Origin of the sequence: Microbaculum marinum (assembly GCF_037855135.1) — a bacterium.
In the GTDB taxonomy this organism is placed as follows: Bacteria; Pseudomonadota; Alphaproteobacteria; order Rhizobiales; family Tepidamorphaceae; genus Microbaculum; species Microbaculum marinum.
Window position 1 is genome coordinate 1 of the sequence record NZ_JAZHOF010000008.1, and the last position, 26,583, is coordinate 26,583.

Genomic DNA, 26,583 nt, shown 5'->3' on the forward strand with positions numbered 1-26,583 from the left:
CAAGAAAGATCCTCCTCACCGCAAACGCCATCCTCCGCGACGAGGTACCCTTCCATGCCTGAAAAACACAGTTGCCGTATCAACATCGCGCCGGCGACGACCGCCGCAACCTCGGCGTTGCCGTCCGGCACCTCACCCTGACCGACGTGACGGGCGAGGCTCGCCGCATCCGCGCCGACGACCCGCGCCTGACCTTCGGCTTCCACGCTCCCGAGGGAGACGGCCGCGACGCTCTCCGCTGGACGACGGGCCGCGCCCTGCTGCCCGGCTCGCTGTGGGCCGGCATGACCGGCCAGGTCACGCTGACGCTGGCGGTCCATGCGGCAGACGTGCGGATGTGGGTCTCTCCGGAGAATGCGGCCCCCAGCACGCCCCGCCACTGCCCGCCCAAAGCCGCCTGAGGGCCTCGCCCGGCGCGCCCCGTCGACCTGCGTAGTCCCGTCGTCGGAAGAGGCAGTCTGCGCGGCAGGCTCATCGCCATGCGCAGTCGTCAGAAATCATCCCCGCAGCCGCGACAGCCGCGGGCCTGCCCGTGCACAGACGGTCGGCAAGTTCCCCGACGCAACCTTGACTTGTTGGGCGTCACACTCGAAATTGACGCTAGGGAATAAAAGAGCCTTCGCTTCCGGCATCGTTGCCGGTTCGCGCCGCGTCCCGCGTCCCGAAGGGCCGACGCAGTCATTTGACGGGCACCGGAGCCGATTTCGATAGCTCTGCACGGCGGCAAGAAGCCGACTTGTTTCACATACCGTTTGGGGGCAGCTCCATGGGAGAGAAAACGTTTGCATATGCGTTCTATCCAATTGATGGAGTGTTGATTAATGTTTATGGCACGCAAAACGAAACGATTGCCGATATCTCCAATGGCCCGGATGATGACCTGACAGTATTCGGGGATATTTCAGACGATGACGTCTCGGGGGCAAGCTATGGGGATATGACTTTCGTTGGCGTTGCCACGGCGGACGGCCACGAGATCGCCTTCTTCGAAGATTCTGCTGGCATACTAATTGGTTTTTCCGACACCGACATTCCGAGCCTCACCTACTACACGCTCGACACCGACGCCACCTACGCCGTCTGCTTCGCCGCCGGCACGCTGATCCGCACGCCTGACGGGGACCTGCCGGTCGAGACGCTGGCCGAGGGCGACACGGTGGTCACCGCCTCCGGCGAAGAGCGCGCCATCCGCTGGTCCGGCGCGCGGACGGTGGACTGTAGCACCACCACCAATCCCCGCCAGGCCTGGCCGGTGCGGGTGTCAGAAGACGCCTTCGGCCCGGGCCTGCCGGAGCGCGAGCTGTGGCTGTCGCCGGCGCACGCGGTGCAGGTGAGCGCCGGAGAGCAGGCGGACGCCGCGGATGACGTTCTCGTCCCGATCGGATCGCTGGTCAACGGCGCGACGATCGAACAGATCCCGCTGGAGACGATCGACTACTACCATATCGAGCTCGACACCCACGACGTGGTGATCGCCAACGGCCTGCCGGCCGAGAGCTATCTCGACTGCGGCAACCGCGACTTCTTCGCCGGCGCCGACGTCGCGCCGGAATCCGAGCGCGCGGAGATCGATCCGGCTGATCTGCCTTTCTGCCTGCCCTTGGTCACGGGCGGCGGGGTCGTCGAGGAGGTCCGGGCGCAACTGGGGACGCAGGCGCGGGAGATCGGCTGGGCATCGAAAGCCGCGGAGCCGGAGGTCGCGGTCGAAGCCGGAGGCACGCCGCTGCTGCCCGACGAGATCGGCGGCAAGCTCCGGGTCACCCTGCCGGCGGACGCATGCGACGCGTGGCTCGTGTCCTCGTCCTGGGTCCCGTACCATCACGGCGCCGGCGCCGACCGCCGCAACCTGGGTGTTGTTTTCCGGCATCTGACCGTGACCGACGCGACCGGCGAGGCCCGGCGCATCCGCGCCGACGATCCGCGCCTCGCCTTCGGCTTTCACGAGGCCGAGGGAGAGGACGGCGCGGCGTTCCGCTGGACGACGGGCCGCGCCCTGCTGCCGGGAGCGCTGTGGGGCGGGATGAGCGGCCAGGTCACGCTGACGTTCGAGGTCCACGCCAACGAGAGGCGGAGATGGATCGCGCCGGCGAAGGCGGCTGCGGCGCCTGCCCGCAGGATGAGTCTGGTTGCCTGATCGCGCGACGCTGGCCGGTTTCCCCGGCCCGCTCCGCGCAACCTGGCCTGGACTCGTTTGGCAGCGACCGCGAGCGTGCCGGGCCGCGCATCGGAAGGCCGGATAGCGTTTGCCGCCGCGTGGCGGCGCTTGTCCCGAAGGTCGTCGACCCGCTTGTCCGGACTGCTCCCGTGCGGTCAGAGCGGCAACAGCGACGCCCCCCGATCCTCAGAAATTCCCCACCGTCGCCCCGCCTTCCATCGGCAGGGCCGCGCCGTTGACGAAGCCGGCGTCCTCCGAGGCGAGGAACAGCACGCAGGCGGCCGTCTCCTCGACGGTCCCGATGCGTTGCAGCGGGTAGGTTGAGCGCTGGTAGGCGAGGCCCTGCTCCTCGTCGCCGTCGACCGCGAAGCCTGCCCGCGCCATGTCGGTCTCCACCACCCCGGGGCACAGTGCGTTGACGCGGATGTCGGGGGCAAGCTCCATCGCCATTGCCCGCGTCAGGCTGATGACGGCGCCCTTCGAGGCGCAGTAGGCGGTCGTCTCCGGATAGCCGTTGATGCCGGATTCCGAGGCGATGTTGACGATGTTGCCCTTCGTCGCGCGCAGCGCGGGGAGGGCGGCCTGCGTGCAGAACTGGACGCTCTTGACGTTGGCGTTCATCACCGCGTCCCAGGCGACCTCGTCGGTCTCGCCGATCGTGCCCCGGAAGAACACCCCGGCATTGTTGACCAGCACGTCGAGCCGGCCGAACGCGGCAAGTGCTGCGGCGACGGCGGCCTGGCAGCCCTCGACCGTCGAGACGTCGCCGGGCGCGGCCACAGCGTTCTCGTTGCCGTTGTACTCGGCCAGCGCCACGGCGACCGACGTGTCGGTGCGGCCGTTGACGGCGACGCGGGCGCCTTCGTTCAGGAAGGCGCGCACGCAGGCGGCGCCGATGCCCCGCGTGCCGCCTGTGACGAGAACTGCTGCATTCTTGAACCGCATGGCGTTGTGCTACCCCTTCAGAAAGTCGAAATCGCATCCTTCGTCGGCCTGCAGGACCGAGCGCTGATAGAGCGCATCATAACCGCGCCGGTCGGGTTCGGGAGGACGTGCGGCGGCAAGATCGGCGCGGCGGCGCTCCAGTTCAGCCGCCTCGACGAGCAGGTCCAGCCGCCGCGAACTGACGCTCAGCCGGATCCGGTCGCCGTCGCGCACCAGGCCGAGCGGCCCGCCGGTATGGGCTTCCGGGGTCACGTGCAGGATCACGGTGCCGAACGCCGTGCCGCTCATCCGGGCATCGGAGATCCGCACCATGTCCTTGACGCCTGCGGAGGCCAGCTTCCTGGGGATCGGCAGGTAACCCGCCTCCGGCATGCCCGAGGGGCTCTTCGGCCCGGCATTCTGCAGCACCAGGAAATCCTCCGGGGTCACGTCGAGGCCGGGATCGTCGATGCGGGCGGACAGGTCGTCGAGCGAGGTGAACACCACGGCGCGGCCCTCGCGCTCGAACAGGCTGCGGTCGGCGGCCGAGCGCTTGAGGATCGCGCCGCCCGGCGCCAGCGACCCGAACAGCGCGACGAGGCCGCCCTGCGGTTCGATCGGGCTACCGGCGGCGGCGACGACATCGCGGTCGACGTAGCCTGCCTCGCCTTCCAGCCGCTGGCCGAGCGTCCCGCCGGTCACCGTCAGGCAGTCGAGGTCGAGCAGGTCCTTCAGTTCGCGCAGCACGGCGCCGAGCCCGCCGGCGGCGAACAGGTCCTCCATGTAGTGGCTGCCGACCGGCTTCAGGTTCACCAGCACCGGCGTCGTGTCGGAGATCTCGTTCAGCCAGGACAGCGGCATGTCGATGCCGAGACGCCCGGCGATCGCGGTGAGGTGGATTACCGCGTTGGTCGATCCGCCGACGGCCATCAGCACCCGCAGGGCGTTGCCGACCGCGGCCCTTGTGATGATCCGGTCAGGCGTGATCGGGTTGTCGATCAGCGCCACGGCGGCCGCGCCCGTCGCCTCGCCGGCGCGCAGCCGGTCGGCGTGCACGGCGGGAATGGCCGCCGTGCCGGGCAGCGACATGCCGAGCGCCTCGGTTATCAGCGCCATCGTGCTCGCCGTGCCCATCACCGCGCAGGTCCCGGCGGTCGTCGCCAGCCGTCCTTCGATCGCCTCGATCTGCTCGCCGTCCAGCTCGCCGGCGCGGTAGCGGGCCCAGAACCGCCGGCAGTCGGTGCAGGCGCCGAGCCGCTCGCCGTTGTGGCGCGACGTCATCATCGGCCCCGCGACCAGCTGGATCGCGGGCTTGCCCGCCGATGCCGCGCCCATCAGCTGGGCCGGCACGGTCTTGTCGCAGCCGCCGAGCAGCACCACGGCATCCATAGGCTGGGCGCGGATCATCTCCTCGGTGTCCATCGCCATCAGGTTGCGGAACTTCAGGCTGGTCGGGCTGAGGAAGACCTCGCCGAGCGAGACCGTCGGGAATTCGAGCGGCAGCCCGCCGGCCATCAGTACCCCCCGCTTCACCGCCTCGAGCAGGTCGGGCAGGGCGCGGTGGCAGTTGTTGAAGCCGGACGGGGTGTGGGCGATGCCGACCACGGGCCGCTTCAGGGCGTCGTTGGAATAGCCCATCGAGCGGGCGAAGGAGCGGCGCAGGTAGAGCGCGAAGTCCGGGTCGCCGTAGTTGGTCAGCCCGCCGGCGATGCCCTTGCCGCGCTGGTTGGATGTCGTCACCGCCGTCTCCCGCCTGCCTCAGAGGAAGCTTGTACCATGCTTCAGCGGCGGCAGGCCGAGATGCGCGGCGATCGACTGGCCGATATCGGAAAAACTGTTTCGCGGCTCCATCGGGCGCCCGGCGATCCCCGGTCCGAACGCCATCACCGGCACGGTCTCCCGGGTGTGGTCGGTGCCGGTCCAGGTCGGATCGTTGCCGTGGTCGGCGGTCAGCACCACCAGGTCGCCCTTCCTGAGCAGCCCCGTCAGTTCGGGGAGCCGCCGGTCGAAGCGCTCGAGGCATGCGGCGTATCCGGCGACGTCGCGGCGATGGCCGTAGAGCTGGTCGAAGTCGATGAAGTTGGTGAACACCAGGTCGCCGTCGCCGGCCCGCCCCGCGGCCTCCAGGGTGCGGTCGAACTGGCTCTCGTTGTCGGACGCCTTGAGCAGCTGCGTCACCCCTCGACCGCCGAAGATGTCGCCGATCTTGCCGACGCCGAAGACCTCGTGGCCTGACACTGCGACGGCATCGAGAAGGGTCGGTTCTGGCAGCGGGACGGCATAGTCACGGCGGTGTCCGGTCCTGCTGAAGTCATCGGCCATGGTGCCGACGAACGGCCGCGCGATGACGCGCCCGACGCGCAGCGGATCGCACAGCCGGCGGGCGATCTCGCAGAGCCGGTAGAGCCGCTCCAGCCCGAACGTCTCCTCGTGCGCGGCGATCTGCAGGACGGAATCCGCCGACGTATAGACGATCGGCTTGCCGGTGCGCATGTGTTCCTCGCCGAGTTCTGCGAGGATCGCGGTGCCGGACGCATGTCTGTTCCCCAGCAATCCCGGAAGCTCGCCCTCGCGGATCAGGGCGTTGGTGAGGATCTCAGGAAAGGCCGGATAGGTGTCCGGAAAGTAGTGCCAGGCGAACGGCACCGGCAGGCCGGCAATCTCCCAGTGTCCCGACTGCGTGTCCTTTCCGCGTGAGATTTCAGAGGCATAGCCCCAGATCGCGTCGGGAGACGGGACGCGCGGTACGCCGGCCGGATGATCTCCCGTCGCGGCCTCCGCGGCCCGGCAGAGGCCGAGCGCGTTCATGTTCGGGATCTTCAGCGGTCCCGTCCGGCCGCCCTCCACATCCGCCTCGCCGCGATCGCAGGCCGCGGCGATGTGCCCGAGCGTATCGGCGCCGGAATCGCCGAACGCTTCGGCGTCCGCCGCGCCGCCGATGCCGACGGAATCCATCACCAGCAGGAATGCCCGAGCCATTCAGCCCGCCTCGCCGGTGATGCGTTCGTAGACGACGGGCCGAGGTGCGGGCGCCTCGCCGATCATGTAGGCGGCCCGCAGCGCCGCTGCGCCGCGTTCGGCCGCCGCCTCGTCGCGGGCATGGACGACGGCGAGCGGGCGGCCCGGGCCCACCTCGGCGCCGATCCCGGCGAGTTCCGTGAAGCCGACCGCGGGGTCGATCGTGTCGGACGCCCTCGTGCGACCGCCGCCGAGCGAGATCACCGCGAGCCCGATCCTGCGGGTGTCGATCGCGGCGACATGGCCCGATCCGTCCGCCGTCACCGGCCGCTGTATCGGCGCCTCCGGCAGATGCTGCCAGGGCCTTTCCACGAGATCGGTCGGTCCGCCGAGTTCCACGATCATCTGTGCGAACGTCTCCACGGCCCGCCCCGATTCCAGTGCGGTGCGCGCCATTTCCCGGCCTTCTGAGCGGGTCGCGGCGAGCCCGCCGATCTCCAGCATCTCCGCCGCCAGCGCCAGCGTCACCTCCAGCAGGCGGCGGTCGCGCCGTTCGCCGGCCAGGAACTTGACGGCATTCGTGACCTCCACGGCGTTCCCCGCCGCCGAGGCGAGGGGTTCATGCATGTCGGTCAGCAGCGCGGTGGTGTGCAGCCCCGCGCCATTGGCGACCGACACCAGGCTGCGGGCGAGCGCCCGCGCCTCGTCCATCTCCTCCATGAAGGCGCCGGAACCGACCTTCACGTCGAGGACCAGCCCCTGCAGGCCGGCGGCGAGCTTCTTCGAAAGGATCGAGGCGGTGATGAGCGCGATCGACTCGACCGTCGCCGTGATATCGCGGATGCCGTAGAGGCGCCGGTCGGCAGGGGCGAGGTCGGCCGTCTGGCCGATAATGGCGCAGCCGGCCGCGCCGACAACCCGCCGGAGCTCGTCAAGGTCGGGCCGCGTGTTGTAGCCGGGGATCGTGTCGAGCTTGTCGAGCGTACCGCCGGTGTGGCCGAGCCCTAGGCCGGAGATCATCGGCACCCGTCCGCCGCAGGCAGCCACGATCGGCGCCAGCATCAGCGAGACGTTGTCGCCAACGCCGCCTGTCGAGTGCTTGTCGAGGACGGGGCCCTCGCCGGCAGGCCAGTCCAGCACCATGCCGGAGTCCCGCATCGCCAGTGTCAGTGTCACGCGTTCGGCGGTGTCGAGGTCGCGGAAGAAGATCGCCATGGCAAGCGCTGCAACCTGACCTTCGGTGACAGAACCCTCCGTCAGTGCCTTGACGAAAAAGCGTATTTCCTCTTCGTCCAGGGCGTGCCCGTCGCGCTTCTTGCGGATAATCTCCTGCGGGAGGAACGTCATCAGTATTCCTTGCCGGTCCTTCCGGACTTCCTTGCGGTCTTCGATCCGGCGGACTTCTGGGCGGGAGGACCCTTCGTTCGGCCCTCCAGCACCGCCAGGAGCGCGTCCAGCAGCCCGGACGCGCCGAAACGGAAGGTCCCGGGCCGCGCCCAGTCCTTGCCGAGAATGTCGTCGGCCAGGCCGAGGTAGGTGGCCGCATCGTCGAGGCTGCGTACGCCGCCGGCGGCCTTGAAGCCGGTCTTGCCGCCGTGTTCCCTGATCACCTCCAGCATGGCGCTGGCGGCCTTCGGTGTGGCGTTGACCTTCACCTTTCCGGTGGATGTCTTGACGAAGTCGGCGCCGGCACTGATCGCGATTTCGGTCGCCTTTCGAATGGCTGCTTCACTCTTCAGTTCGCCTGTTTCCAGTATCGTCTTGAGAATTCTATCTTTTGCCGCCTTGCGGACCCGGTCGATCTGGCGTCCGACCTCGTCGGGATCGTTCCGCAGCAGACGCCACGGGATTACCATGTCGATCTCGTCTGCCCCGTCACTCACCGCATTGCGCGTCTCGCCGACCACCCAGGCGGGCGGCGAGTCTCCCGCAGGAAAATTGACGACCGCAGCGATCTTTGTGAGAGTTTCCTCAAGCAGTTCCTTAGCCTGAGGAACGAAGCGCGGCCAGATGCACACGGCGGCGACCGGACCGTGGTCGGTCTGCGCTCGCCCGCAGAGGCGAACGATGTCGGCGGGGGAGCAACCGTCTTCCAGGTTGGTGAGATCCAGACAGGCGAGCGCCCGCTCGGCGACCGTCTTCGGTTTCGGCTTCGTCATCGCATGTCCCCTATCAGACGGGTCAGCAGTCGCGCCAGCTTGCCGCCGCCCTCCGGCGCCATCGCCTTGGTGTCCTCGTGCGACAGTTCAGCGCCGGTGATGCCGGCGGCCATGTTGGTGATCACGGAGAAGGCGAGCACGCGCATCCCGAGAAACCGGGCAATGATCACCTCCGGCACGGTCGACATGCCGACAGCGTCGGCGCCCAGAATGCCGGCCATGCGAATTTCCGCCGGCGTCTCGAAGGACGGGCCGGAGAACCAGGCGTAGACGCCGCTGGCGAGGTCGAGACCCTCCGCCTCGGCCGCTGCCGTTGCCAGGGTCCGCAACTCGGGATCGTAGGCGCTCGTCAGCCCGACGAAGCGGGCATCGCTCTTCTCGCCGATCAGCGGGTTGGCGCCGGCCAGGTTGATGTGGTCGGTGATCAGCATGACCGAGCCCGGCGGCGCGTCTGCGCGAAGACTGCCGGCGGAGTTGGTTAGGACCAGCGTCTCGACGCCGATCCGCTTCAGCACCTCGAGCGCGAAGCGCATGGCGTCGGGCCGCCCCTCCTCGTAGTAGTGCGCGCGCCCCGACAGCATCGCGACGGGCGTGCCCGAAAGCGTACCGAGCACGAGCGCTCCTGCGTGACCGGAGACGGACGGCTGCGGAAAACCCGGCAGGTCGGCATAGGGGATCGCGACGCGGTCCGCGACGGCCTCGACAAGTCCGCCGAGGCCCGATCCCAGGACCAGCCCGACGGTCGGACGATGCCCCGCGCGGTCGGCGATCAGCGCTGCCGTTGTCTCGGTCATCGCCCCTCCAGGCCGAACGCCATCGGCAGCAGTTCGCCGAGGCGTACCGTCCCCACGACGCCGTCCCGGTCGCAGAGATGCACAAGCGTGTCGGCCGTCCCGAATTCCTTGAGCCGCTGCCTGCAGCCGCCGCACGGGGTGATGCGATCCATCCGCTCCGCCACCACCGCGATTTCGACGATCTCCCTTTCGCCTGCCGCGATCATGTGGGCGACCGCCGACGTTTCCGCGCACCAGCCCTCGGGATAGGAGGCGTTCTCGACGTTGCAGCCGGCATGGATCGTGCCGCCGGGCGTGCGCAATGCCGCGCCGACGGGGAAACCGGAGTAGGGGGCATGGGCATTCGCCATGACTGCCCTGGCCGCCTCGAACAGATTGCGCGGATCGCTCATCATCGTTCCTTGACATAGGGTATGCCGCCGGCCTTCGGCGGCACCGCCCTGCCGATGAAACCGGCCAGCAGTATGACGGTCAGCACGTAGGGCAGGGCCTGCATGAACTGTACCGGAACCTCGCCGATCCCGGGAAGGCTCGCCCCCTGCAGCCGGATCGCCACCGCGTCCAGGAGCCCGAATAGCAGGCAGGCGCCGAGCACCGGCCATGGCCGCCACTTTGCGAAGATCAGCGCGGCGAGCGCGATGAAGCCCTTGCCCGCCGTCATGTCGCGCACGAAACCGGCTGACTGGGCAATCGAGAGGTACGACCCGGCGATGCCGCAGAACACGCCGCAGATGATGACCGCCCGGTAGCGCAGCCAGACCACCGAGATGCCGGCTGTGTCGACGGCGGCCGGGTTCTCGCCGACGGCCCGAAGCCTCAGTCCGAATCGGGTCCGATAGACTACCCACCAGGTGAACGGAACCGCGAGGATGGCGAGATAGACGAGGATGTTGTGGCCGGAGATCAGTTCAGCGTAGATCGGTCCGACGACCGGAACGTCCCGCACGACCTCGGCGCCAGGCCAGGTCAGCGACTGGAACCGGCCTGACGCCGGCAGCTGCGGCGTTTGCCCGCCGCGCGAGAACCAGGCGTAGCCGAGGAATGCGGTCAGCCCGGCGGCGAGGAAGTTGATCGCGACACCGGAGACGATCTGGTTGCCGCGCTGGGTGATCGAGGCGTAGGCGTGCACAAGCGCCAGTCCCACCGACGCCAGAATTCCCGCCGCCAGGCCGGCGATCGCCGACCCCGCCAGAGCGCCCGCCGCCCCGGCGGCGAATGCGCCGGCCAGCATCTTGCCTTCCAGCCCGATGTCGAAGATGCCGGAGCGCTCCGAGTACAGCCCCGCCAGCGCCGCCAAGATGAGCGGCACGGAGAGCCGCACCGAGGAATCGAGCACGAGGATGACGGAGTGGAAGTCCATCATGACCCCTCCGCCCGCGCCGCGGGTGGCGCGCGACCCTCCGTGAACAATCCGTAGCCGCGGATGAAGCCGGGGCGGAACATGTTCTCCAGCGCTCCGGCAAAAAGGATCACTAGCCCCTGGATCACCACGATCATGTCGCGGGAGATGGCCGGGATCTCGAAGGCGAGTTCGGCGCCGCCCTGATAGAGCATGCCGAACAGGATCGACGCCAGGGCGATGCCGACCGGATGGGCGCGGCCCATCAGGGCCACCGCGATACCGACGAAACCGGCGCCCGCGACGAAGTCGATCTGCAGGCGGTACTGCTCGCCCATGATCGGATTGAGCGCCATGATGCCGGCGAGGGCGCCGGAGATCAGCATGGCGACGATGGTTATCCTCACGGGCGAGATACCCGCGTAGACCGCCGCCGTCGGATTGAAGCCGACCGCGCGGATTTCGTAGCCGAGCCTGGTTCGCCAGATCAGGACATAGACCAGAACGCAGGCGGCCAGGGCGACGAACAGGGTGATGTTGACCGGCGCGCCACCGATTTCGAGGCCGAGTAGTGCGAACAAGCCGCCGAGCTCGGGCAGGTGTGCGCCCGCCTCGAAGGTGCGGGTCTCCGGCTGCATGGAGCCGGCCGGAGTGAGATGGTCCACCAGCAGCCAGACCATCAGCGCCGAGGCGATGAAATTGAACATGATGGTGGTGATGACGATGTGGCTGCCGCGCCTGGCCTGCAGCCAGGCCGGGATCAGCGCCCACGCCGCGCCGAAGACGGCGGCCGCGGCGACTGCGACCGGAAAGGTCACCCACCACGGCACGTAGCGGTCGAGCGCCAGTGCCGCCAGCCCGACGCCGAGGCCGCCGACATAGGCCTGCCCCTCGCCGCCGATGTTGAACAGGCCGGCGTGGAAGGCGACCGCGACGGCAAGGCCGGTCATCATGAAGTTGGTGGCGTAGAACAGCGTGAAGCCGATGCCTTCGCCGAAGCCGAGCGAGCCCCACAGAAGGATCTTGACGGCCTCGAACGGATTCTCACCGACGAACAGGACGACCAGGCCGGACACGAGGAAGGCGGCGAGCAGGTTGGCCAGGGGGAGGACCGCGTATTCGATCCAGCCGGGAAGGGACGCCCGGCGCCTGCGCGCGTTGGCCGGCGGTGCCACTTGCGCCCCGGTCATCGCGGCGGTCCCCCGGCGGTGGCGCCGGGGTCGGGCCCGCCGACGCCCGCCATCAACAGGCCGAGTTCCCGTTCGCTCGCCTCCGGCCCGCGCTCGCCGACGATGCGGCCGCCGCACATCACCAGGATGCGGTCGGAGAGCGAGCGGATCTCGTCGAGCTCCACGGAAACGAGCAGGATCGAGGCGCCGGCGTCGCGCATGGCGATCAACTGATGGTGGATGAACTCGATCGCGCCGATGTCGACGCCGCGCGTCGGCTGACCGACCAGCAACACCTTCGGGTGCTGCTCCATCTCGCGGGCCAGAACGATCTTCTGCTGGTTGCCGCCGGAGAAGTTCTCTGTCTTCAGGCGGCAGTCGGGCGGCCGGATATCGTACTGCTCCATGCGCTTGCGCGCATGATCCCGGACGGCGTCGGTATCCAGGAACGGACCGTTCAGGTAGGCATCGTCGTCGTGGTAGCCGAGGATCGCGTTCTCGTTCTCCTCGAAGGCCACGACGAGGCCCATACGGTGCCGGTCCTCCGGCACGTGGGCGACGCCGATCGAGCGCTGGTAGGACGCATCCGTCGTTCCCGTGACGTCGACGGGCATGCCGTCGACCCGCACGGTGCCGGATGTCGCCCTGCGGATCCCCGAGATCACTTCCAGCAGTTCCGACTGGCCGTTGCCGACGACACCGGCGATGCCGACGATCTCGCCCGCCCGGATCTCGAAGGAGATGTCATCCAGACGGGTGACCCCGCGCCCGTCCCGCAGTGTCAGATGGCGGACGTCCAGCATCGCCGCGCCGGGGCTGGCGGCCGCTTTGTCGACCCGCAGGAGGACGCGCCGGCCGACCATCAGTTCAGCGAGCCGTTCCGGCGTCGTTTCGGCGGTCTTCAGCGTGTCGACGATCTCGCCGCGCCGCATCACCGAGACCTCGTCGGTCACCGCCATGATCTCGCGCAGCTTGTGGGTGATCAGGATGACCGTCTTGCCCTGGTCCCGGAGCTGCCGAAGGATGCGGAACAGATGGTCCGCTTCCGCCGGTGTCAGCACGCCGGTCGGCTCGTCGAGGATGAGAGTCTCGGCGCCGCGATAGAGCGCCTTCAGGATCTCGATGCGCTGCTGCAGTCCGACGGGCAGGTCACCCACCACGGCGTCGGGATCGACCTCCAGCGCGTAGCTGCGCTCGAGCCGCTGCAGTTCGGCTCGCGCCTGTGCCACACCCTTGCGAAGCAGCGATCCGCCCTCGGCGCCGAGCATGACGTTCTCCAGCACGGTGAACGGCTCCACGAGCATGAAATGCTGGAACACCATCCCGATGCCCGCCGCGATGGCGTCGTCCGGCGACTGGATGTCGACCCGCGCGCCGTCGATCCGGATCTCGCCCCGGTCGGCCTGATAGAAGCCGTAGAGGATCGACATCAGGGTCGACTTGCCGGCGCCGTTCTCGCCGACGATGCCGTGGATCGTCCCCTTGCCGATCTTCAGGTCGATGTTCCGGTTTGCGTGTACGGCGCCGAAACTCTTGTCGATGCCGGCCAGTTCGATGGCTGGAGGAGGGTGCGAAGCCTCGCCGGACCTGCTCATCTGGTCTTCACCCGCCCGCAGCCAGCATACCCGAGCCCGCGGCCGCTTCCGGCGACGCCAGGATCAGCGCCCAGTAGCTGCCGTAGCGGTCGTCGGCGCGGGCGGCGCCGACGCCGATCTCCGAGACGTCGCGTTCGAGCAGGTTGGCGCGGTGGCCGGGGGAGGTCGTCCACCCGGCCAGCACCGCGTCGAACGTGTCGTAGCCGGCGCTGACGTTCTCGACGGCGACGAACCAGGCGTAGCCGCCGTTCTTCAGCCGCGTCTGCAGCGACCCGTCCAGCGTATGGCTCAGCGTTCCCCGTTTCGCCATCGCCAGAGCCTGCCGCGCCGCGAGGGCGTTGAGCCTGGCATTCGCGGTGACAGGGCCGCGCCCGTTGCTCGCGCGATAGGCCGACACCGACCCGGCCGCGTCGCCCGAACTGACGGCGATCGGCTGCACGCCCTGCGAGGCGCCGGTGCAGCCGGTCAGCGGGGCGACCAATGCAAGGCAGGCAAGTGCCGCCCGAGCCGAGGGGCGGGTGCCATACGCGCCGCCCGATCCCCTCACCCGGCCCGCTGGCGCGGCCCGACCTCTCCCCAAGGGAGAGGTGTGGCTGCGGATGTGACCGCCGCCTACGACGGGTGCTCCGCGTCTCGGAGGAGAGGTGCGATCTCGAGACGCGCGGCATCCCCCCACCTCTCCCCCGCATAGTCGGGTGTTCCCGACTATGCAGTCGACACTGACGACATCGGAAACATCCGATGTCGTTCGGGGAGAGGTCGGCGGCACCGCCGCCGGGTGAGGGGGATCCCACGTTGCCGTCATGTGCCTGGTCGTGAACCCGACCTTTGGTCAGCCGGAGTTCCCGTGACGCCAGCGGTCAGGACACCGGGCAGGTCGAGTCCGACATGTAGTCGTGCACCTTGGTCTTGCCGGAGACGATGTCCTGCGAGGCGGCGTCGACCTTGCTCTTCATGTCGTCGGTGATCAGGTCCTCGTTGTGCTCGTCGAGGGCCCAGCCGACCCCGTCCTGCTCGAGGCCCATCACCTCCACGCCGGTGGACCATGCATCGTCCTTGAGGTCCATGAAGGCGTCGTAGACGGCGTTGTCGACGCGCTTGAGCATCGACGTCAGCACCGAACCGGGATGGATGTGGTTCTGGTTGGAGTCGACGCCGATCGAGTATTTCCCCTCGTCGGCGGCGGCCTGCAGCACGCCGAGACCGGTGCCGCCGGCGGCCTGGTAGACGACGTCGGCGCCCTTGTCGAACTGCGACTTGGCCAGTTCGCCGCCGCGCACAGGGTCGTTCCAGGCCGCTCCGGTCGTTCCGGTCATGTTCTGGAACACCTCGATGTCGGGATTGATCGCCTTGGCGCCCTGCACGTAGCCGCAGGCGAACTTGCGGATCAGCGGGACGTCCATCCCGCCGACGAAGCCGATCTTGCCGGTTTTCGATGCCATCGCGGCGATCATGCCGACGAGGTAGGAGCCTTCCTCCTCCTTGAAGACCACCGAGCGGACGTTGGGAAGGTCGACCACCATGTCGATGATGGCGAAGTGGGTGTCGGGATACTCCTGGGCGACTTTCTCGACCGCCTGGGCCTGAGAGAAGCCGATGGCCACGATCGGGTCGTGCCCGCGACGGGCGAAGTTGCGCAGTGCCTGTTCGCGCTGGGAGTCGTTCTGCACCTCAAAGTCGCGGTACTCGATGCCGGTCTCGCTCCTGAAGCGCTCCGCGCCGGTGTAGGCAGCCTCGTTGAAGGACTTGTCGAATTTTCCGCCGGCGTCGTAGACGACGGCGGGATTCACGTCGGCGGCATGGGCCTGGCCGACAAGAGCGGCAGCCGCGATTGCGGCAACGATCGAAAATCGCATTGTCCCACCTCCTTGTTGATACTCCGGCATACCCGCAGGCGCGGCCTTTGACCGGTTGGTCAGAGATTGGCATGGCGGGCGCGGCGATGCACCCGCTTTGTGACGCCGCGCCGGGCCGGTGGGTAGCGTGGCCGGGCCGGGAAGTCGGTGCTGTTGTTGCGGTGGGAAGCGCAAACTGCTTAACAGAAAAGCCGTTTCTCGACCGCACTGGAGCCATGAACCGCCAATCGCCGCTGAATCGCCTGCCGGACGACGCGACCGTCGGCCATATCGTCATGCTCGGTTTCGGCACGATCGGACAATGCGTTCTGCCATTGCTGCTCGACCGGCTCGGCCGCCCGGCGGAACGCTTCAGGATCGTTGACCGCTTCGATCCGCCGGACCTGATCTCACCCTTTCTCGACGCAGGCGTGGCCTATCTCAACCGGACCGTCACGCCCGACAATCTCGGCGCGGTTCTGCGGGAGATCACGGCTCCGGGCGACCTGCTGATCAATCTGACCGTGGGCATAGATTCCGTCGACGTCGCCGACTGGTGCCATCGCTGCGGCGTGATCTACGTCGATACCGCGCTCGAACCGTGGGAGGGCTACGTCGACGACGCCGAACGGCCGGCCGCCGAACGTACCGAATACACGCTGCACCAGCGGGCGCGGCAGCGGGCCGCGGCCGGCTGGACGGCCAACGGACCCACGGCGGTCTTCACCCACGGCGCCAATCCGGGGCTTGTCAGCCATTTCGCCAAGGCGGCGCTGATCGAGGTGGCGACGGGCATGGGGCTCGACTTCGATCCGCCGGACGGCAGCGAAGCCTGGGCGCGCCTCGCGGAGCGGACCGGTACCAAGATCGTCCACATCTCCGAACGCGACACCCAGATGTCGAGCCGCCCGAAGCGGCCCGGCGAATTCGTCAACACCTGGAGCATCCCCGGCTTCATCGAGGAGGCGATGATGCCGGTGGAACTCGGTTGGGGGACCCACGAGCGGGTGATGCCGGACGACGCGAAGCGCCAGACGTCGGGGCCGCGCAACACGATCTACATCGATCAGCCCGCCGCGCGCTTCCTGCTTTATTCCTGGGTGCCGACGCATGGCCAGTTCCTCGGCATCGCGATCCCCCACAGCGAGACCGTGACGCTCAGCGACTATCTGACCGTCGCCCGAGGGGAAGAGGGTACCGGAGCGGCCTACCGTCCGACGGTCTCGTTCGTGTACCTGCCGTGCGACAGCGCCTTTGCCAGCCTGCACGAGACCATGATGAGCGGCTGGCAGGCCCCGGAGGAGGAGCGGATCATCAAGCGCGACGTGGTGGACGGCCACGACGAGCTCGGTGTCCTGCTGCTCGGTCATGGCCTGAACGGCCTGTGGTACGGCTCGCACCTCGATATCCACGAGGCCCGCCGCATCGTGCCGTACTCCAACCCGACCGCGCTGCAGGTCGCAGCTGGGGTCGTCGCGGCCACCATGTGGGCGCTGGTCAATCCGGCGCGGGGATACTGCGAGCCCGAGGATCTGCCGCACGATTTCGTTCTGGAGGCGGCACGGCCCTATCTGGGCCGCATCCTGTGCGAGCGAACGGACTGGACTCCGCTCGCGCAGCGTACCTTCATTGACGAGCCGGCCGACCCGCACGATCCATGGCAGTTCGCGAACTTCCGGCCGGCCGGGTGAGGCGACAGCGCGCCGGTCAGGCCAGCAAGCCGATCAGCACCTCGTAGGCCATGTCGATATCGCGGCAGACGCTACCGCGCAGCGCCTTGCGGTCGCCGGCCTCCAGGGCATCGACCATGCTTCGGTGCTCGCGGTTCGCTACCGGATAGTTTCCCGAGTCGTAGAGCATATGGAAGTACGGACTGATCTGCAGCCATAGCGTCTCGATGATCGCATCGAGGGCCGGCGAGCCCGCCGCCGTGTAGATGGCGAAGTGAAACGCCCGGTTGCCCCGCAGAAACGCCTTGATGTCTCCCGCCGCAATCGCGGTGTCCATGGCCTGCAGATGTGCGTTGAGCCCGGAGATCATCGCCGGCGTGACGTTGCCGATCGCCCATTCCGCGGCGATCGGCTCGATCTCGCGGCGCACCCTGCGCAGGTCCGACAGGCGCTCCGCCGTCAGCAGCGGAATGCCGATCGACCTGCCCGACACCACCGTCAGCACGTTCGCCGACGCAAGCCGCTTCAGCGCCTCGCGGACGGGCATGGCGCTGGTGCCGAAGGCGTCCGCGATGCCCTGGATGGTGACCAGTTGGCCCGGCGGAATCTCGCCGTTGAGGATGAGATCCGTCAGTTGCCGGTAGACGCGGTCCTGCAGGGTCTCCCTCGGGATTTTTGCCACACCGGGCAACTCGGCCCGCGTTGCGGTCGTGCTCGTCATTTCTGGCCCCTGTTGCGATGCGCTCTTCGATCCTGTCCCGGCGGACAAGTCAACTCGCCGGTCCCGGCGGCGCCGGCAAGCCGGCTGATCGCGGAATACCATTCGGATGGTTGCAGCATCATTGATGTATGATCTATGATCAAAACAGCGCATGCAAGCGCGGCCGTTCTTCTGGCATACGGCGGCAGGCCCGTTGTCTGCTGTCCCAGGGGAGCCGGAACGAGGACGACTGGGAGGAAATCCATGAAAATTGTTTCGAAGTTGATACGCTATGCAGCCGCCGGTGCCGTCGCCGCGGGCATGGCCGTCGCGGCGCATGGCGCGCATGCGCAGGACAACGACAAGTACAAGATCTTCCTGTCGATGAGCTACATCGGCAACGACTGGCAGGCCGAGGCCGCCAACATGGTCAAGGCCATGGCGGCCCATGACTCGATGAAGGACAAGGTCGACCTGCAGGTGCAGGTGGCCGGACCGAACGCTCAGCGCCAGATCCAGCAGATCAACGCGATGGTGCAGGCCGGCGCCGACGCGATCATCGTCTTTCCAATATCCCCGACGGCGCTGAACTCGGTTGTGAAGAACGCCTGCGCCAAGGGCGTCATCGTCATCGCCTACGATGCCGAGATCACCGAGGAATGCGCCTACAACGTCCACATCGATCAGGAGGAAGCCGGCCGCGTGACTGCGGAATGGCTGGTCGAGCAACTCGACGGCAAGGGCGACATAGTCATCCTGACCGGCGTGCCGGGCACCTCCGTGGATACGCTGCGCACCAAGGCCGCCAAGGAGGTCTTCGCCAAGCATCCCGACATCAACATCGTCGGCGAGGCGGTCGGCATGTGGAGCCAGGCGGTTACCCGCACCGAGCTCTCCAAGATCCTTGCCACCCGTGACTGGGACGATATCGACGGCCTGTGGCTGCAGGTCGGCTGCTACACCGCCAACGCGATGCAGCTCGAGGCCGGCAAGACGGCGGAGGAGTTGATCCCGTGCGCCGGCGAAGGCGCAAACGGCGGCCGCATCCAGATGTTGCCGACGGACACCGAGGTGGAGGGCGCCGCATCTCCCTACGCGCCGCTCAACGCTCCCCGCATCTCCTACGCCTCTCCGCCCTATTCCGGCGGTCTGGCGCTGAAGCTCGCGGTCGAGAAGCTCGACGGTAAGGAGATCGAGAAGACGACCATCCTGCCGCTGCCGATCGTCACCAACGAGACGATCAAGCTGTGCAAGGAAGGCACCTGGCAGGAGATGAAGGACGGCTGCAATGCCTTCCTGCCCTCGATCGTCGTCAACCCGGGCTGGTTCGCCTCGATCTTCTCCGAAGAGACCCCGGAAATTGGGCTGAACGCGGCGCTCGTCGGTCAGCCCGAAATCCAGGAATAGGCTCGCAAGGTACGGGGCCGCCGCAAGCCGGCGGTCCCGTCGCCTACCCGGTCCATCCGGGGAGTGACCCTCGCCGAATGGCCCCGGCCGATCCGCATTGCTGCGGGACCGTGCCGGGCCGATGCTCGACCCAGTCAGGAGATACCGGCGCATGTCCGCCGCGACCGTTCCGGCACCGGACACATCGACCGCTTCCGCGGTGAAGGCCGACAGCATTCGCAAGTCGTTCGGCGCCACGGTCGCGGTGGACGACGTGTCGTTCGACATCGCTCCGGGCACCGTCCATGCCCTGCTGGGCGAGAACGGTGCCGGCAAGTCCACCATCGTGAAGCTGCTGTCGGGGCTGATCGAGCCGGATTCCGGCGGGTTCACCGTTTTTGGCGAACAGGCGCGGCTCGGCTCGCCTCGCGCCTCGCACAGGCTCGGCATCGAGACCGCGTTCCAGGAAATGACGCTCGTCAAGGACCTGACCGTCCTCGACAACATGCTGTTGCCCTATGCCCCGGTCGGACCGATCGGCATGATCCGGCGACGCATGGCCGCGCGCGACGTTGCCGCGCACTTCGAGCGCTTCGACATCGCCGGCATCGACCTCGAGGACGAGGTTCGCGACCTGGACCTCGCTGTCCAGCAGAAGATCGAGATCGCCAGGGCAATATACCGCAAGCCGCGCATTCTGCTGCTCGACGAACCCACCTCGACGCTCAGCGGTCGCGATGTCGACTGGCTCGGGGACGTTATCGCCAGGCTGAAGGGCGAGGGGGTGACGATTGTCTTCATTTCGCACCGGATGCCGGAGGTGCGTGCCTTCTGCGATCGGCTGACCGTCTTGCGCAATGGTGGTCACATCGCCACCGGCGACGTCTCGGGGTTCTCGGACGGCGACGTCATCGAGATGATCATCGGCCGCTCGATATCCCAGACCTTCCCGTCTCGTCCGGACGCCGGTGCTGACCAGGGACCCGAAGTGCTCGCGGCCGCGCAGCTCTGCGCCGGCCGCAAGCTGAAGGATGCCTCATTCTCGCTGCGCCGGGGCGAAATCCTCGGCGTCGGCGGCCTTCAGGGGATGGGCCAGCTCGATCTGTTCCTTGCCTGCTTCGGCATGGCGGAAATCCATTCCGGCACGATCTCGGTCGACGGCAAGCCCGTGACCTTCACATCGCCGGCAGATGCCATCGGCGCCAATATCGGCCTCGGCATGGTGCCCGAGGACCGCAAGACGGAGGCGCTGTTCCTCAAGCTGAACGGCAAGCACAATGCCTCGCTGCCGGTCATCGAGCGGTTCACGCGCTTCGGCCTCATCGACGGCGAGGCGGAGCGCACGGCGATCTCCCGCGTCTTCGACCGGATCGATGTCGACCGGCGGGCCCTCTGGACCCCGGTCGGCGCATTTTCGGGCGGCAACCAGCAGAAGATCGCGATCGCCAAGTGGCTGGTGTCGGAGAGCCGGATCCTGCTCCTGTTCGATCCGACCCGTGGCATCGATGTAGGCACCAAGCACGAGCTCTACGTGCTGATGCGCGAATATGTCGAGGCCGGCGGATCGATCCTGTTCTTCTCCACGGAGATCCCGGAACTCGTCAATCTCGCCGACCGGGTGATGGTGCTCTACGGCGGCCGCGTCGCCGAGGAGATTCCGGCCGAGCGCCTGAGCGAGCAAGCGATCGTCAAGGCCGCGCTCGGGGGCGAATCGAAGATGGCGGAGCGGGTGGCATGAGCGAGGCCGCGGCAATCCGGTCCCGGTCCGGCGGGCTGTTGCGGGGCATCAGGATTGGGCGGCATCGCGGGCTGCTGATCGCCATCGCGGTCTTTGCGGCACTGTTCCTGTTCGCCGACCTGATATCTCCCGGTCCGATGACCTATTTCGAGGTCAGCTACCTTTCGTCGGGCGGCGCCACGCTGGCGATCGCGGCGGTCGGCGAGACGTTCGTGATCCTGTCGGGCGGCTTCGACCTGTCGGCCGGGGCGGTGATCTCGCTGGTCAACGTGGTGCTCGCCTCAAGCTACGAGATGGGCCAGCCCGACCCGGGGCCCCTATTCTGGACGCTGGTCGGCATTTCCATTGGCGTCGTCACGGGGGCGTTCAACGGCTTCTTCGTCGCCTTCCTGCGCCTGCAGCCGATCGTCGTCACCCTGTCCACGATGTTCATCGTACAGGGGATCACCCTCCTGATCATGGACAAGCCGGGCGGCTTCGTCGCGCCCTCGCTCGGCATATTTGTCGGCGACGCCGTCAGCGAATGGCTGCCGATGCCGATCGTCCTGCTGGGCGTCGTCATTCTGGCCTGGCTGTGGCTCAAGGGAACGCGTTTCGGCACCGCGATCTATGCGGTGGGCAGCGATCCGGACGCGGCTCGTTCGGCCGGCGTACGGTCCGCCTGGGTGCTGTTCTTCGTCTACGTGCTGGCCGGCGGCTGCTACGGGCTGGCAGGCGTCTTCATCTCCGGCCAGACCGGGTCGGCTGATCCGCTGATCGGCAACCCGATGCTGCTGCAGGTGTTCGCGGCGGTCGTCGTCGGCGGCACCCTGCTGGGCGGCGGTCGCGGCGGCCCGGTCGGCTCTATCTTCGGCGCCTACATCCTGATGATGGTCGTCAACATCCTGCTGGTGCTGAACATCTCTGCCTATTATTCCACGGTGGCCGAGGGGCTGATCCTGATCCTGGCGGTGCTCGGCGCCTCGCTCAGCCGCGATTCCGCGCTCGCCCGCCAGCTTCGCGACGGCAGCGCGCGTCTGTCGGCCTGGCGCAATGGGCGCCTGCCGAGCCAAATCGGCTCGCTCGCCAGGCGGTTGAGCCTGACCGAGCAGACCGGCAGGGGCGTGCCGGCGGCGGCCCTGCCGCCGTTCCGCGTTCGCCACGCCGAGACGCTGCGCTACGCCGTACCGGCCTATGTCTGCTTCGTGGTGGCGATCGTCGTCACCCAGTTCGTGCTGGGCAACGCGGTCTTCAACTGGACCTACTACAACTCGCTGATCGTGCTGTCGTCGTTCCTGGCGATCCTGGCGCTCGGGCAGGGCACGGTGATCCTGACGGGCGGCCTCGACCTGTCGGTGCCCTGGACGATCGGCCTGTGCGGGATCCTGCTCGCCGGCATGGTGAAGGGCTCCGACGCCGCGCTGATCTACGCCTTGCCGATCGTGCTGGTCGTCGGCTGCATCATCGGCATCGTCAACGGGCTCGGCATCGTCTTTCTCGGCCTGTCGCCTATCGTCATGACGCTGGCCACCAACGGCATCCTGCAGGGGCTGGCGCTGATCTACTCCGGCGGCACGCCGGACGGCTTCTCCTCGCCGATGCTGCGCGCCTTCATGACCTCCAAGATCCTCGGCGTCACGCCGGTGGTGTTCTTCCTCGTCGCCTTCGTCGTCTGCGCCGTGGTCCTGCTCGGCCGCACCCCGTTCGGGCGCCGGGTCTACGGCATCGGCAACGGCCTGCGGGTCGCCGAACTGTCCGGCATCAGGGTCGGCCGCACGCTGGTGCTGGTCTACATGCTGTCCGGCCTCTGCTCGGCGCTGGTCGGGATCCTGCTGACCGGGTTCTCCGGACAGGCGAGCCTCGGCATGGGCGACGAGTACCTGCTGCCCTCGATCGCCGTCGTGGTGGTCGGCGGCGCGCTGATCACCGGCGGCCGCGGCCACTACCTGGGAATGCTCGGTGGCGTGCTGCTGCTGACCGGCCTGCAGACGCTGCTGGCCGGCACCACACTGCCATACGCGACGCGCGCGATCCTGTTCGGCCTGGTGGTGCTGGGCGCGGTGATCGCGCTGAGGGATCGACGGTCATGAACGAATCCATACGGGAGCGAGTGCAATGAGTGCCCAGGCCGAAGGCGTGTCACCCCTGAATTCGGGACTCGAGGGCTTGCGTGTCGCCATCTCCGCGGGCGCCTCCGGCATCGGCCGGGCGATCGCCGATACGCTGATCGGCTACGGCTCCCGGGTCCACATCTGCGACGTCTCCGACGAGTTCCTCGCCGACTTCTCCTCCGCGCATCCTGACGCCGGCGCAAGCAAGGTCGACGTATCCGACGAGGCGCAGGTCGATGCCTGGTTCGACGAGATATCGGCGTCCCTGGGCGGCCTCGACGCGCTGGTCAACAATGCCGGCATCGCCGGGCCGACCGGCGGCATCGACGAGATCGATCCGGCCGAGTGGCGCCGCTGCATCGACGTCTGCCTGACCGGGCAGTTCCTGTGCGCCCGCCGCGCCGTGCCGATGATCAAGGCGGCCGGCGGCGGCTCCATCGTCAACATGTCGTCGGCCGCCGGCCGGTTCGGCTACGCCTACCGCACGCCCTATTCCTCGGCCAAGTTCGGCATCATCGGCCTGACCAACAGCCTCGCCAAGGAACTCGGGCCCTCGAACATCCGCGTCAACGCGATCCTGCCGGGCATCGTCGAGGGGCCGCGCATGTCGGGCGTCATCCAGGCCCGCGCCGATCAGGTCGGCGTCTCCTACGAGGAGATGGAGAAAACCTATCTCGACCGCATATCGATGCGCCGGATGGTCACCAACCAGGACGTGGCGAACACGGTGGCCTTCCTGTTCTCCAAACCCGGCGAAAGCATTTCCGGCCAGTCGATCGGGGTCGATCGCAACGTCGAGTCGCTGTAAGGCATCGACGATGTGGGCCAATTCTCACAACCGCTCATCCCCGCGCAAGCGGGGATCCAGCGCAACAACATGGCGCATCCGCCGCTCCTGGACTCCCGCTTCCGCGGGAGTGAGGGGAGGTTGGTGCACGCTTGACACCATATCAATCCAATCCCAGGCAACGGGGCCAAGATTCAGGAAACCGGAATGGCAAGAGTAGCAATCATCGGTACCGGCTTCATCGGACGCGCCTGGGCGATCAGCTACGCCCGCGCCGGCCACGACATCGTCCTGTGGGACGCCGACGCCTCCGCGCCCGCCGCTGCGCTGGACTACGTCGAGGGCGTCCTCCCCGAACTCGCCGCCAACGACCTTCTGAACGGCGCCGAGCCGGCCACGGTGCGCGGCCGGATGTCGGCAGAGGCGAACTTGGGGGAAGTGCTGAAGGACGTCGACCACGTCCAGGAGAACACGCCGGAAGACGTCGAGATCAAGAAGACCGTCTTCGCGATGCTCGACGAGGCGGCGCCGGCGAGCGCGATCCTCGCAAGCTCCACCTCCGCGCTGCTGCCGTCGAGCTTCACCGAACACCTGAAGGGCAGGGCGCGGTGCCTGGTCGTGCATCCGATCAATCCCCCCTATCTGGTGCCCGCCGTCGAGGTGGTGCCTGCGCCGTGGACCTCCGAGGAGGCAATGACAAAGGCTGCGGCCTTCATGCGGTCGGCCGGGCACGCCCCGATCGTCATGAAGAAGGAACTCGACGGCTTCGTCATGAACCGCATGCAGGGCGCCCTGCTTGAGGAGGCATTCCGGCTCGTCGCGAGCGGCTACGCCACCGTCGAGGACGTCGACATCGGCATCCGCGAGGGCCTGGCGCTGCGCTGGTCGTTCATGGGCCCCTTCGAGACGATCGATCTCAACGCGCCGGGCGGCGTGCGCGACTACGTCGAGCGCTACCAGTCGATCTACTCGCGCATTCACCCGTCGATGCGCGACCGGGTAGACTGGGCCGGCGACGTGCTGAAGGACGTCGAGGCCGACCGCCGCAGGGCGCTGCCGGCCGAACGGCTGAAGGACCGCCAGGTGTGGCGGGACCGCAGGCTGATGGCACTGGCCGCCCACAAGCGCCGCGCGGACACCGATATCGGAAAATGATCAAGGGAAGGGCTTGAAGCCAAATGGCAGTACAGGGAAAAGTCATCATCACCACCGCCTGCACGGGCGCGATCCACACGCCGACCATGTCGGAGTATCTGCCGATCACGCCCGACGAGATCGTCGCCGACGCGGTGGCGGCGGCCGAGGCCGGCGCGGCGATCCTGCACCTCCATGCCCGCGACCCGGAGACCGGCAAGCCGGACCAGACGCCCGAGGCCTTCGCCCGGTTCCTGCCGCGCATCAAGCAGGCGACCAACGCGGCGATCAACATCACCACCGGCGGCAGCCCCTACATGACGGTGGAGGAGCGCGTCCGCCCGGCGGCCACCTTCAAGCCCGAGGTCGCCTCGCTCAACATGGGCTCGATCAATTTCGGTCTGTTCCCGCTGCTGGAGAAGTACAAGGACTTCAAGTTCGACTGGGAGCGCCAGCACCTGGAATCGACGCGCGACCTCGTGTTCCGCAACTCGTTCGCCAACATCGAGTACATCCTCGAGACCTGCTACGACAACGACACCCGCTTCGAGTTCGAGTGCTACGACATCGCCCATCTCTACAACCTCAAGCACTTTGCCGACCGCGGCCTCGTCAAGCCGCCGTACTTCGTCCAGTCGGTGTTCGGGATCCTCGGCGGCATCGGCACTCATCCCGAGGACGTCATCCACATGAAGCGCACCGCCGACCGGCTGTTCGGCGACGACTACCGCTGGTCGGTGCTCGGCGCAGGCTCCGCCCAGTTCCGGGTCGCAGCCCAGGCCGCCGCCATGGGGGCCAACATCCGCGTCGGGCTGGAGGACTCGCTGTGGGCCGGCAAGGGCAAGCTCGCCACCTCCAGCGCCGACCAGGTGCGCATGGCGCGCAAGATCGTGGAAGGCCTGGGCCTGGAACTCGCGACCCCCGACGAGGCCCGACAGATCCTGCAGCTCAAGGGCGGCGACAAGGTCGCCTTCTGAGAGATCTGCGGGAAATGACCGCCCGAGCCGCAGCCCCCCTCATCCCCGTGCAAACGGGGATCCAGCGTCAGGACCCGGCGCAGCCGCCGCACTGGAGTCCCGCTGGAGTTTATCCTCGGGCCGGCATAGCCGGACCCGGGGACGGAATGAGCGGAGTGTGGGGTTCCTGCCTGATCCGGCAGGCCGTTTCTTGCCATGAGGAGGAGTAGGCACATGCTGAAGATCGAACTCCTTATCGACGCCCGCGCCGACCTCGGCGAGGGGCCGCTCTGGGACGTCGACGAGCAGCGGCTCTACTGGATCGACAGCCTCGGCAGCAAGGTGCACCGCTGCGACGCCTCCGGCGGCGATCGGCGGCACTGGGACGTGCCGGACCACATCGGATCGATGGCACTACGGACCCGCGGCGGCGCGATTGTCTCGCTGCGCGACGGCTTCTACACGCTCGATCTCGACACCGGAGCCTGCGCAAGGATCGCCGACACCAACTCGGACGAGCCGAAGATCCGGCTCAACGACGGCAAGGTCGACCGCCAGGGACGCTTTCTTGCCGGGTCGATGGACTACGGCGAAAGCGATCCGCTGGCGAGCCTGTGGCGGCTGGACGCCGACCATTCGGTCCACAAGCTCGAGGACGGCATCATCTGCTCGAACGGCCCGTGCTGGAGCGCCGACGGGAAGACCTTCTATTTCGCCGACAGCTATACCAGGTCGATCTCCGCCTACGATTACGACACCGCGACGGGCGCGATCTCGAACAAGCGGACCTTCTGCAGCTTCCCTGACGCGGGCCTGCGCGGCTTCCCCGACGGGGCAACCGTCGATGCCGAGGACCACGTCTGGAGCGTCGAGGTCTATGCCGGCCGGCTCGTCCGCTTCGATCCCGATGGCAGGCTCGATCGTGTCGTGCAGCTTCCCGTCGACTACGCGACCAGTCTGATCTTCGGCGGTCCCGACCTCGACATCGCCTACGTCACCTCGATGGCCCGAACGGTGCCCGGCCGCGGCGCGCCGCTGGAGCAGGAGGCCGGCGGCCTGTTCGCCGTGCACGGCCTTGGCGTGACTGGTCTGCCCGAGCCGCGGTTCGGCGGATGAAGTCGTGCCGAGAGTTGGAATCCTCTCGTCCATCCTTCGAGACGAGCGCTGCGCGCCCTCCTCAGGATGAGGGCGGAG

At 67.7% G+C, this 26,583-nt stretch carries 23 protein-coding genes; 10 read left to right on the top strand and 13 right to left on the bottom strand.

What is annotated here, in order from left to right:
• Positions 1 to 71 precede the first annotated feature (71 nt).
• Positions 72 to 401 (top strand): hypothetical protein, encoded by a 330-nt coding sequence (locus tag V3328_RS18525; protein ID WP_340331196.1) that lies wholly within the window; start codon positions 72 to 74, stop codon positions 399 to 401.
• A gap of 536 nt (positions 402 to 937) precedes the next feature.
• Positions 938 to 2,134 carry a Hint domain-containing protein gene (locus V3328_RS18530; protein ID WP_340331197.1) on the top strand — a complete coding sequence of 399 codons (1,197 nt, stop codon included), beginning with the start codon at positions 938 to 940 and terminating at the stop codon, positions 2,132 to 2,134.
• 207 nt (positions 2,135 to 2,341) lie between these two features.
• On the opposite strand, the gene V3328_RS18535 is transcribed toward V3328_RS18530, so the two are convergent.
• The 12 genes from V3328_RS18535 to V3328_RS18590 all read right to left on the bottom strand — a co-directional run bounded on the left by V3328_RS18535 (position 2,342) and on the right by V3328_RS18590 (position 14,949).
• Positions 2,342 to 3,100: an SDR family NAD(P)-dependent oxidoreductase gene (locus tag V3328_RS18535; RefSeq protein WP_340331198.1), complete on the bottom strand. Its 759-nt coding sequence runs from the start codon at positions 3,098 to 3,100 to the stop codon at positions 2,342 to 2,344.
• A gap of 9 nt (positions 3,101 to 3,109) precedes the next feature.
• Positions 3,110 to 4,819 (bottom strand): dihydroxy-acid dehydratase, encoded by a 1,710-nt coding sequence (locus V3328_RS18540; RefSeq protein WP_340331199.1) that lies wholly within the window; start codon positions 4,817 to 4,819, stop codon positions 3,110 to 3,112.
• 18 nt (positions 4,820 to 4,837) lie between these two features.
• Entirely contained in the window at positions 4,838 to 6,058 is a 1,221-nt protein-coding gene (locus tag V3328_RS18545; protein ID WP_340331200.1) for a phosphopentomutase, read from the bottom strand.
• Positions 6,059 to 7,384 (bottom strand): thymidine phosphorylase, encoded by a 1,326-nt coding sequence (gene deoA / locus V3328_RS18550; protein WP_340331201.1) that lies wholly within the window; start codon positions 7,382 to 7,384, stop codon positions 6,059 to 6,061.
• Positions 7,384 to 8,196 (bottom strand): deoxyribose-phosphate aldolase, encoded by an 813-nt coding sequence (gene deoC / locus V3328_RS18555; RefSeq protein WP_340331202.1) that lies wholly within the window; start codon positions 8,194 to 8,196, stop codon positions 7,384 to 7,386. Before deoC ends, deoA begins: the two co-directional genes overlap by 1 nt.
• Positions 8,193 to 8,990: a purine-nucleoside phosphorylase gene (locus V3328_RS18560; protein ID WP_340331203.1), complete on the bottom strand. Its 798-nt coding sequence runs from the start codon at positions 8,988 to 8,990 to the stop codon at positions 8,193 to 8,195. Before V3328_RS18560 ends, deoC begins: the two co-directional genes overlap by 4 nt.
• Positions 8,987 to 9,382 (bottom strand): cytidine deaminase, encoded by a 396-nt coding sequence (locus V3328_RS18565; protein ID WP_340331204.1) that lies wholly within the window; start codon positions 9,380 to 9,382, stop codon positions 8,987 to 8,989. Before V3328_RS18565 ends, V3328_RS18560 begins: the two co-directional genes overlap by 4 nt.
• On the bottom strand, positions 9,382 to 10,350 hold the full coding sequence (locus V3328_RS18570; protein WP_340331492.1) for an ABC transporter permease: 969 nt from the start codon (positions 10,348 to 10,350) through the stop codon (positions 9,382 to 9,384). The genes V3328_RS18565 and V3328_RS18570 overlap by 1 nt, the downstream gene beginning before the upstream one ends.
• Entirely contained in the window at positions 10,350 to 11,519 is a 1,170-nt protein-coding gene (locus V3328_RS18575) for an ABC transporter permease (protein WP_340331205.1), read from the bottom strand. The genes V3328_RS18570 and V3328_RS18575 overlap by 1 nt, the downstream gene beginning before the upstream one ends.
• Positions 11,516 to 13,093, bottom strand: coding sequence for an ABC transporter ATP-binding protein (locus tag V3328_RS18580; RefSeq protein WP_340331206.1), 1,578 nt, complete (start codon positions 13,091 to 13,093; stop codon positions 11,516 to 11,518). The genes V3328_RS18575 and V3328_RS18580 overlap by 4 nt, the downstream gene beginning before the upstream one ends.
• Before the next feature lie 7 nt (positions 13,094 to 13,100).
• Positions 13,101 to 13,640: a CAP domain-containing protein gene (locus V3328_RS18585; protein ID WP_340331207.1), complete on the bottom strand. Its 540-nt coding sequence runs from the start codon at positions 13,638 to 13,640 to the stop codon at positions 13,101 to 13,103.
• 313 nt (positions 13,641 to 13,953) lie between these two features.
• Positions 13,954 to 14,949, bottom strand: coding sequence for a BMP family lipoprotein (locus tag V3328_RS18590; protein ID WP_340331208.1), 996 nt, complete (start codon positions 14,947 to 14,949; stop codon positions 13,954 to 13,956).
• A 215-nt stretch (positions 14,950 to 15,164) separates the two neighbouring features.
• Here V3328_RS18590 and V3328_RS18595 point away from each other — a divergent pair, with 215 nt between their 5' ends.
• A complete protein-coding gene (locus V3328_RS18595; protein WP_340331209.1) occupies positions 15,165 to 16,619 on the top strand; it encodes a saccharopine dehydrogenase C-terminal domain-containing protein in 1,455 nt (484 codons plus the stop codon).
• A 16-nt stretch (positions 16,620 to 16,635) separates the two neighbouring features.
• On the opposite strand, the gene V3328_RS18600 is transcribed toward V3328_RS18595, so the two are convergent.
• The gene (locus V3328_RS18600) at positions 16,636 to 17,319 is read right to left on the bottom strand and encodes a GntR family transcriptional regulator (protein ID WP_340331210.1); all 684 of its coding nucleotides are present in this window, start codon (positions 17,317 to 17,319) and stop codon (positions 16,636 to 16,638) included.
• 243 nt (positions 17,320 to 17,562) lie between these two features.
• Between V3328_RS18600 and V3328_RS18605 the strand changes: the two genes are divergently transcribed.
• The 7 genes from V3328_RS18605 to V3328_RS18635 all read left to right on the top strand — a co-directional run bounded on the left by V3328_RS18605 (position 17,563) and on the right by V3328_RS18635 (position 26,505).
• On the top strand, positions 17,563 to 18,705 hold the full coding sequence (locus tag V3328_RS18605; protein WP_340331211.1) for a sugar ABC transporter substrate-binding protein: 1,143 nt from the start codon (positions 17,563 to 17,565) through the stop codon (positions 18,703 to 18,705).
• A gap of 151 nt (positions 18,706 to 18,856) precedes the next feature.
• Positions 18,857 to 20,422 carry a sugar ABC transporter ATP-binding protein gene (locus tag V3328_RS18610; protein WP_340331212.1) on the top strand — a complete coding sequence of 522 codons (1,566 nt, stop codon included), beginning with the start codon at positions 18,857 to 18,859 and terminating at the stop codon, positions 20,420 to 20,422.
• Complete coding sequence (locus V3328_RS18615; RefSeq protein ID WP_340331213.1) at positions 20,419 to 22,491, top strand: ABC transporter permease; 2,073 nt, start codon at positions 20,419 to 20,421, stop codon at positions 22,489 to 22,491. The genes V3328_RS18610 and V3328_RS18615 overlap by 4 nt, the downstream gene beginning before the upstream one ends.
• Positions 22,492 to 22,516: 25 nt before the next feature.
• Entirely contained in the window at positions 22,517 to 23,320 is an 804-nt protein-coding gene (locus V3328_RS18620) for an SDR family oxidoreductase (RefSeq protein ID WP_340331214.1), read from the top strand.
• A gap of 186 nt (positions 23,321 to 23,506) precedes the next feature.
• Positions 23,507 to 24,454 carry a 3-hydroxyacyl-CoA dehydrogenase gene (locus V3328_RS18625; protein ID WP_340331215.1) on the top strand — a complete coding sequence of 316 codons (948 nt, stop codon included), beginning with the start codon at positions 23,507 to 23,509 and terminating at the stop codon, positions 24,452 to 24,454.
• Positions 24,455 to 24,477: 23 nt separating this feature from the next.
• Complete coding sequence (gene kce, locus V3328_RS18630; protein WP_340331216.1) at positions 24,478 to 25,410, top strand: 3,5-dioxohexanoate:acetyl-CoA acetone transferase; 933 nt, start codon at positions 24,478 to 24,480, stop codon at positions 25,408 to 25,410.
• Positions 25,411 to 25,623: 213 nt separating this feature from the next.
• On the top strand, positions 25,624 to 26,505 hold the full coding sequence (locus V3328_RS18635; RefSeq protein ID WP_340331217.1) for an SMP-30/gluconolactonase/LRE family protein: 882 nt from the start codon (positions 25,624 to 25,626) through the stop codon (positions 26,503 to 26,505).
• Positions 26,506 to 26,583: the final 78 nt, after the last annotated feature.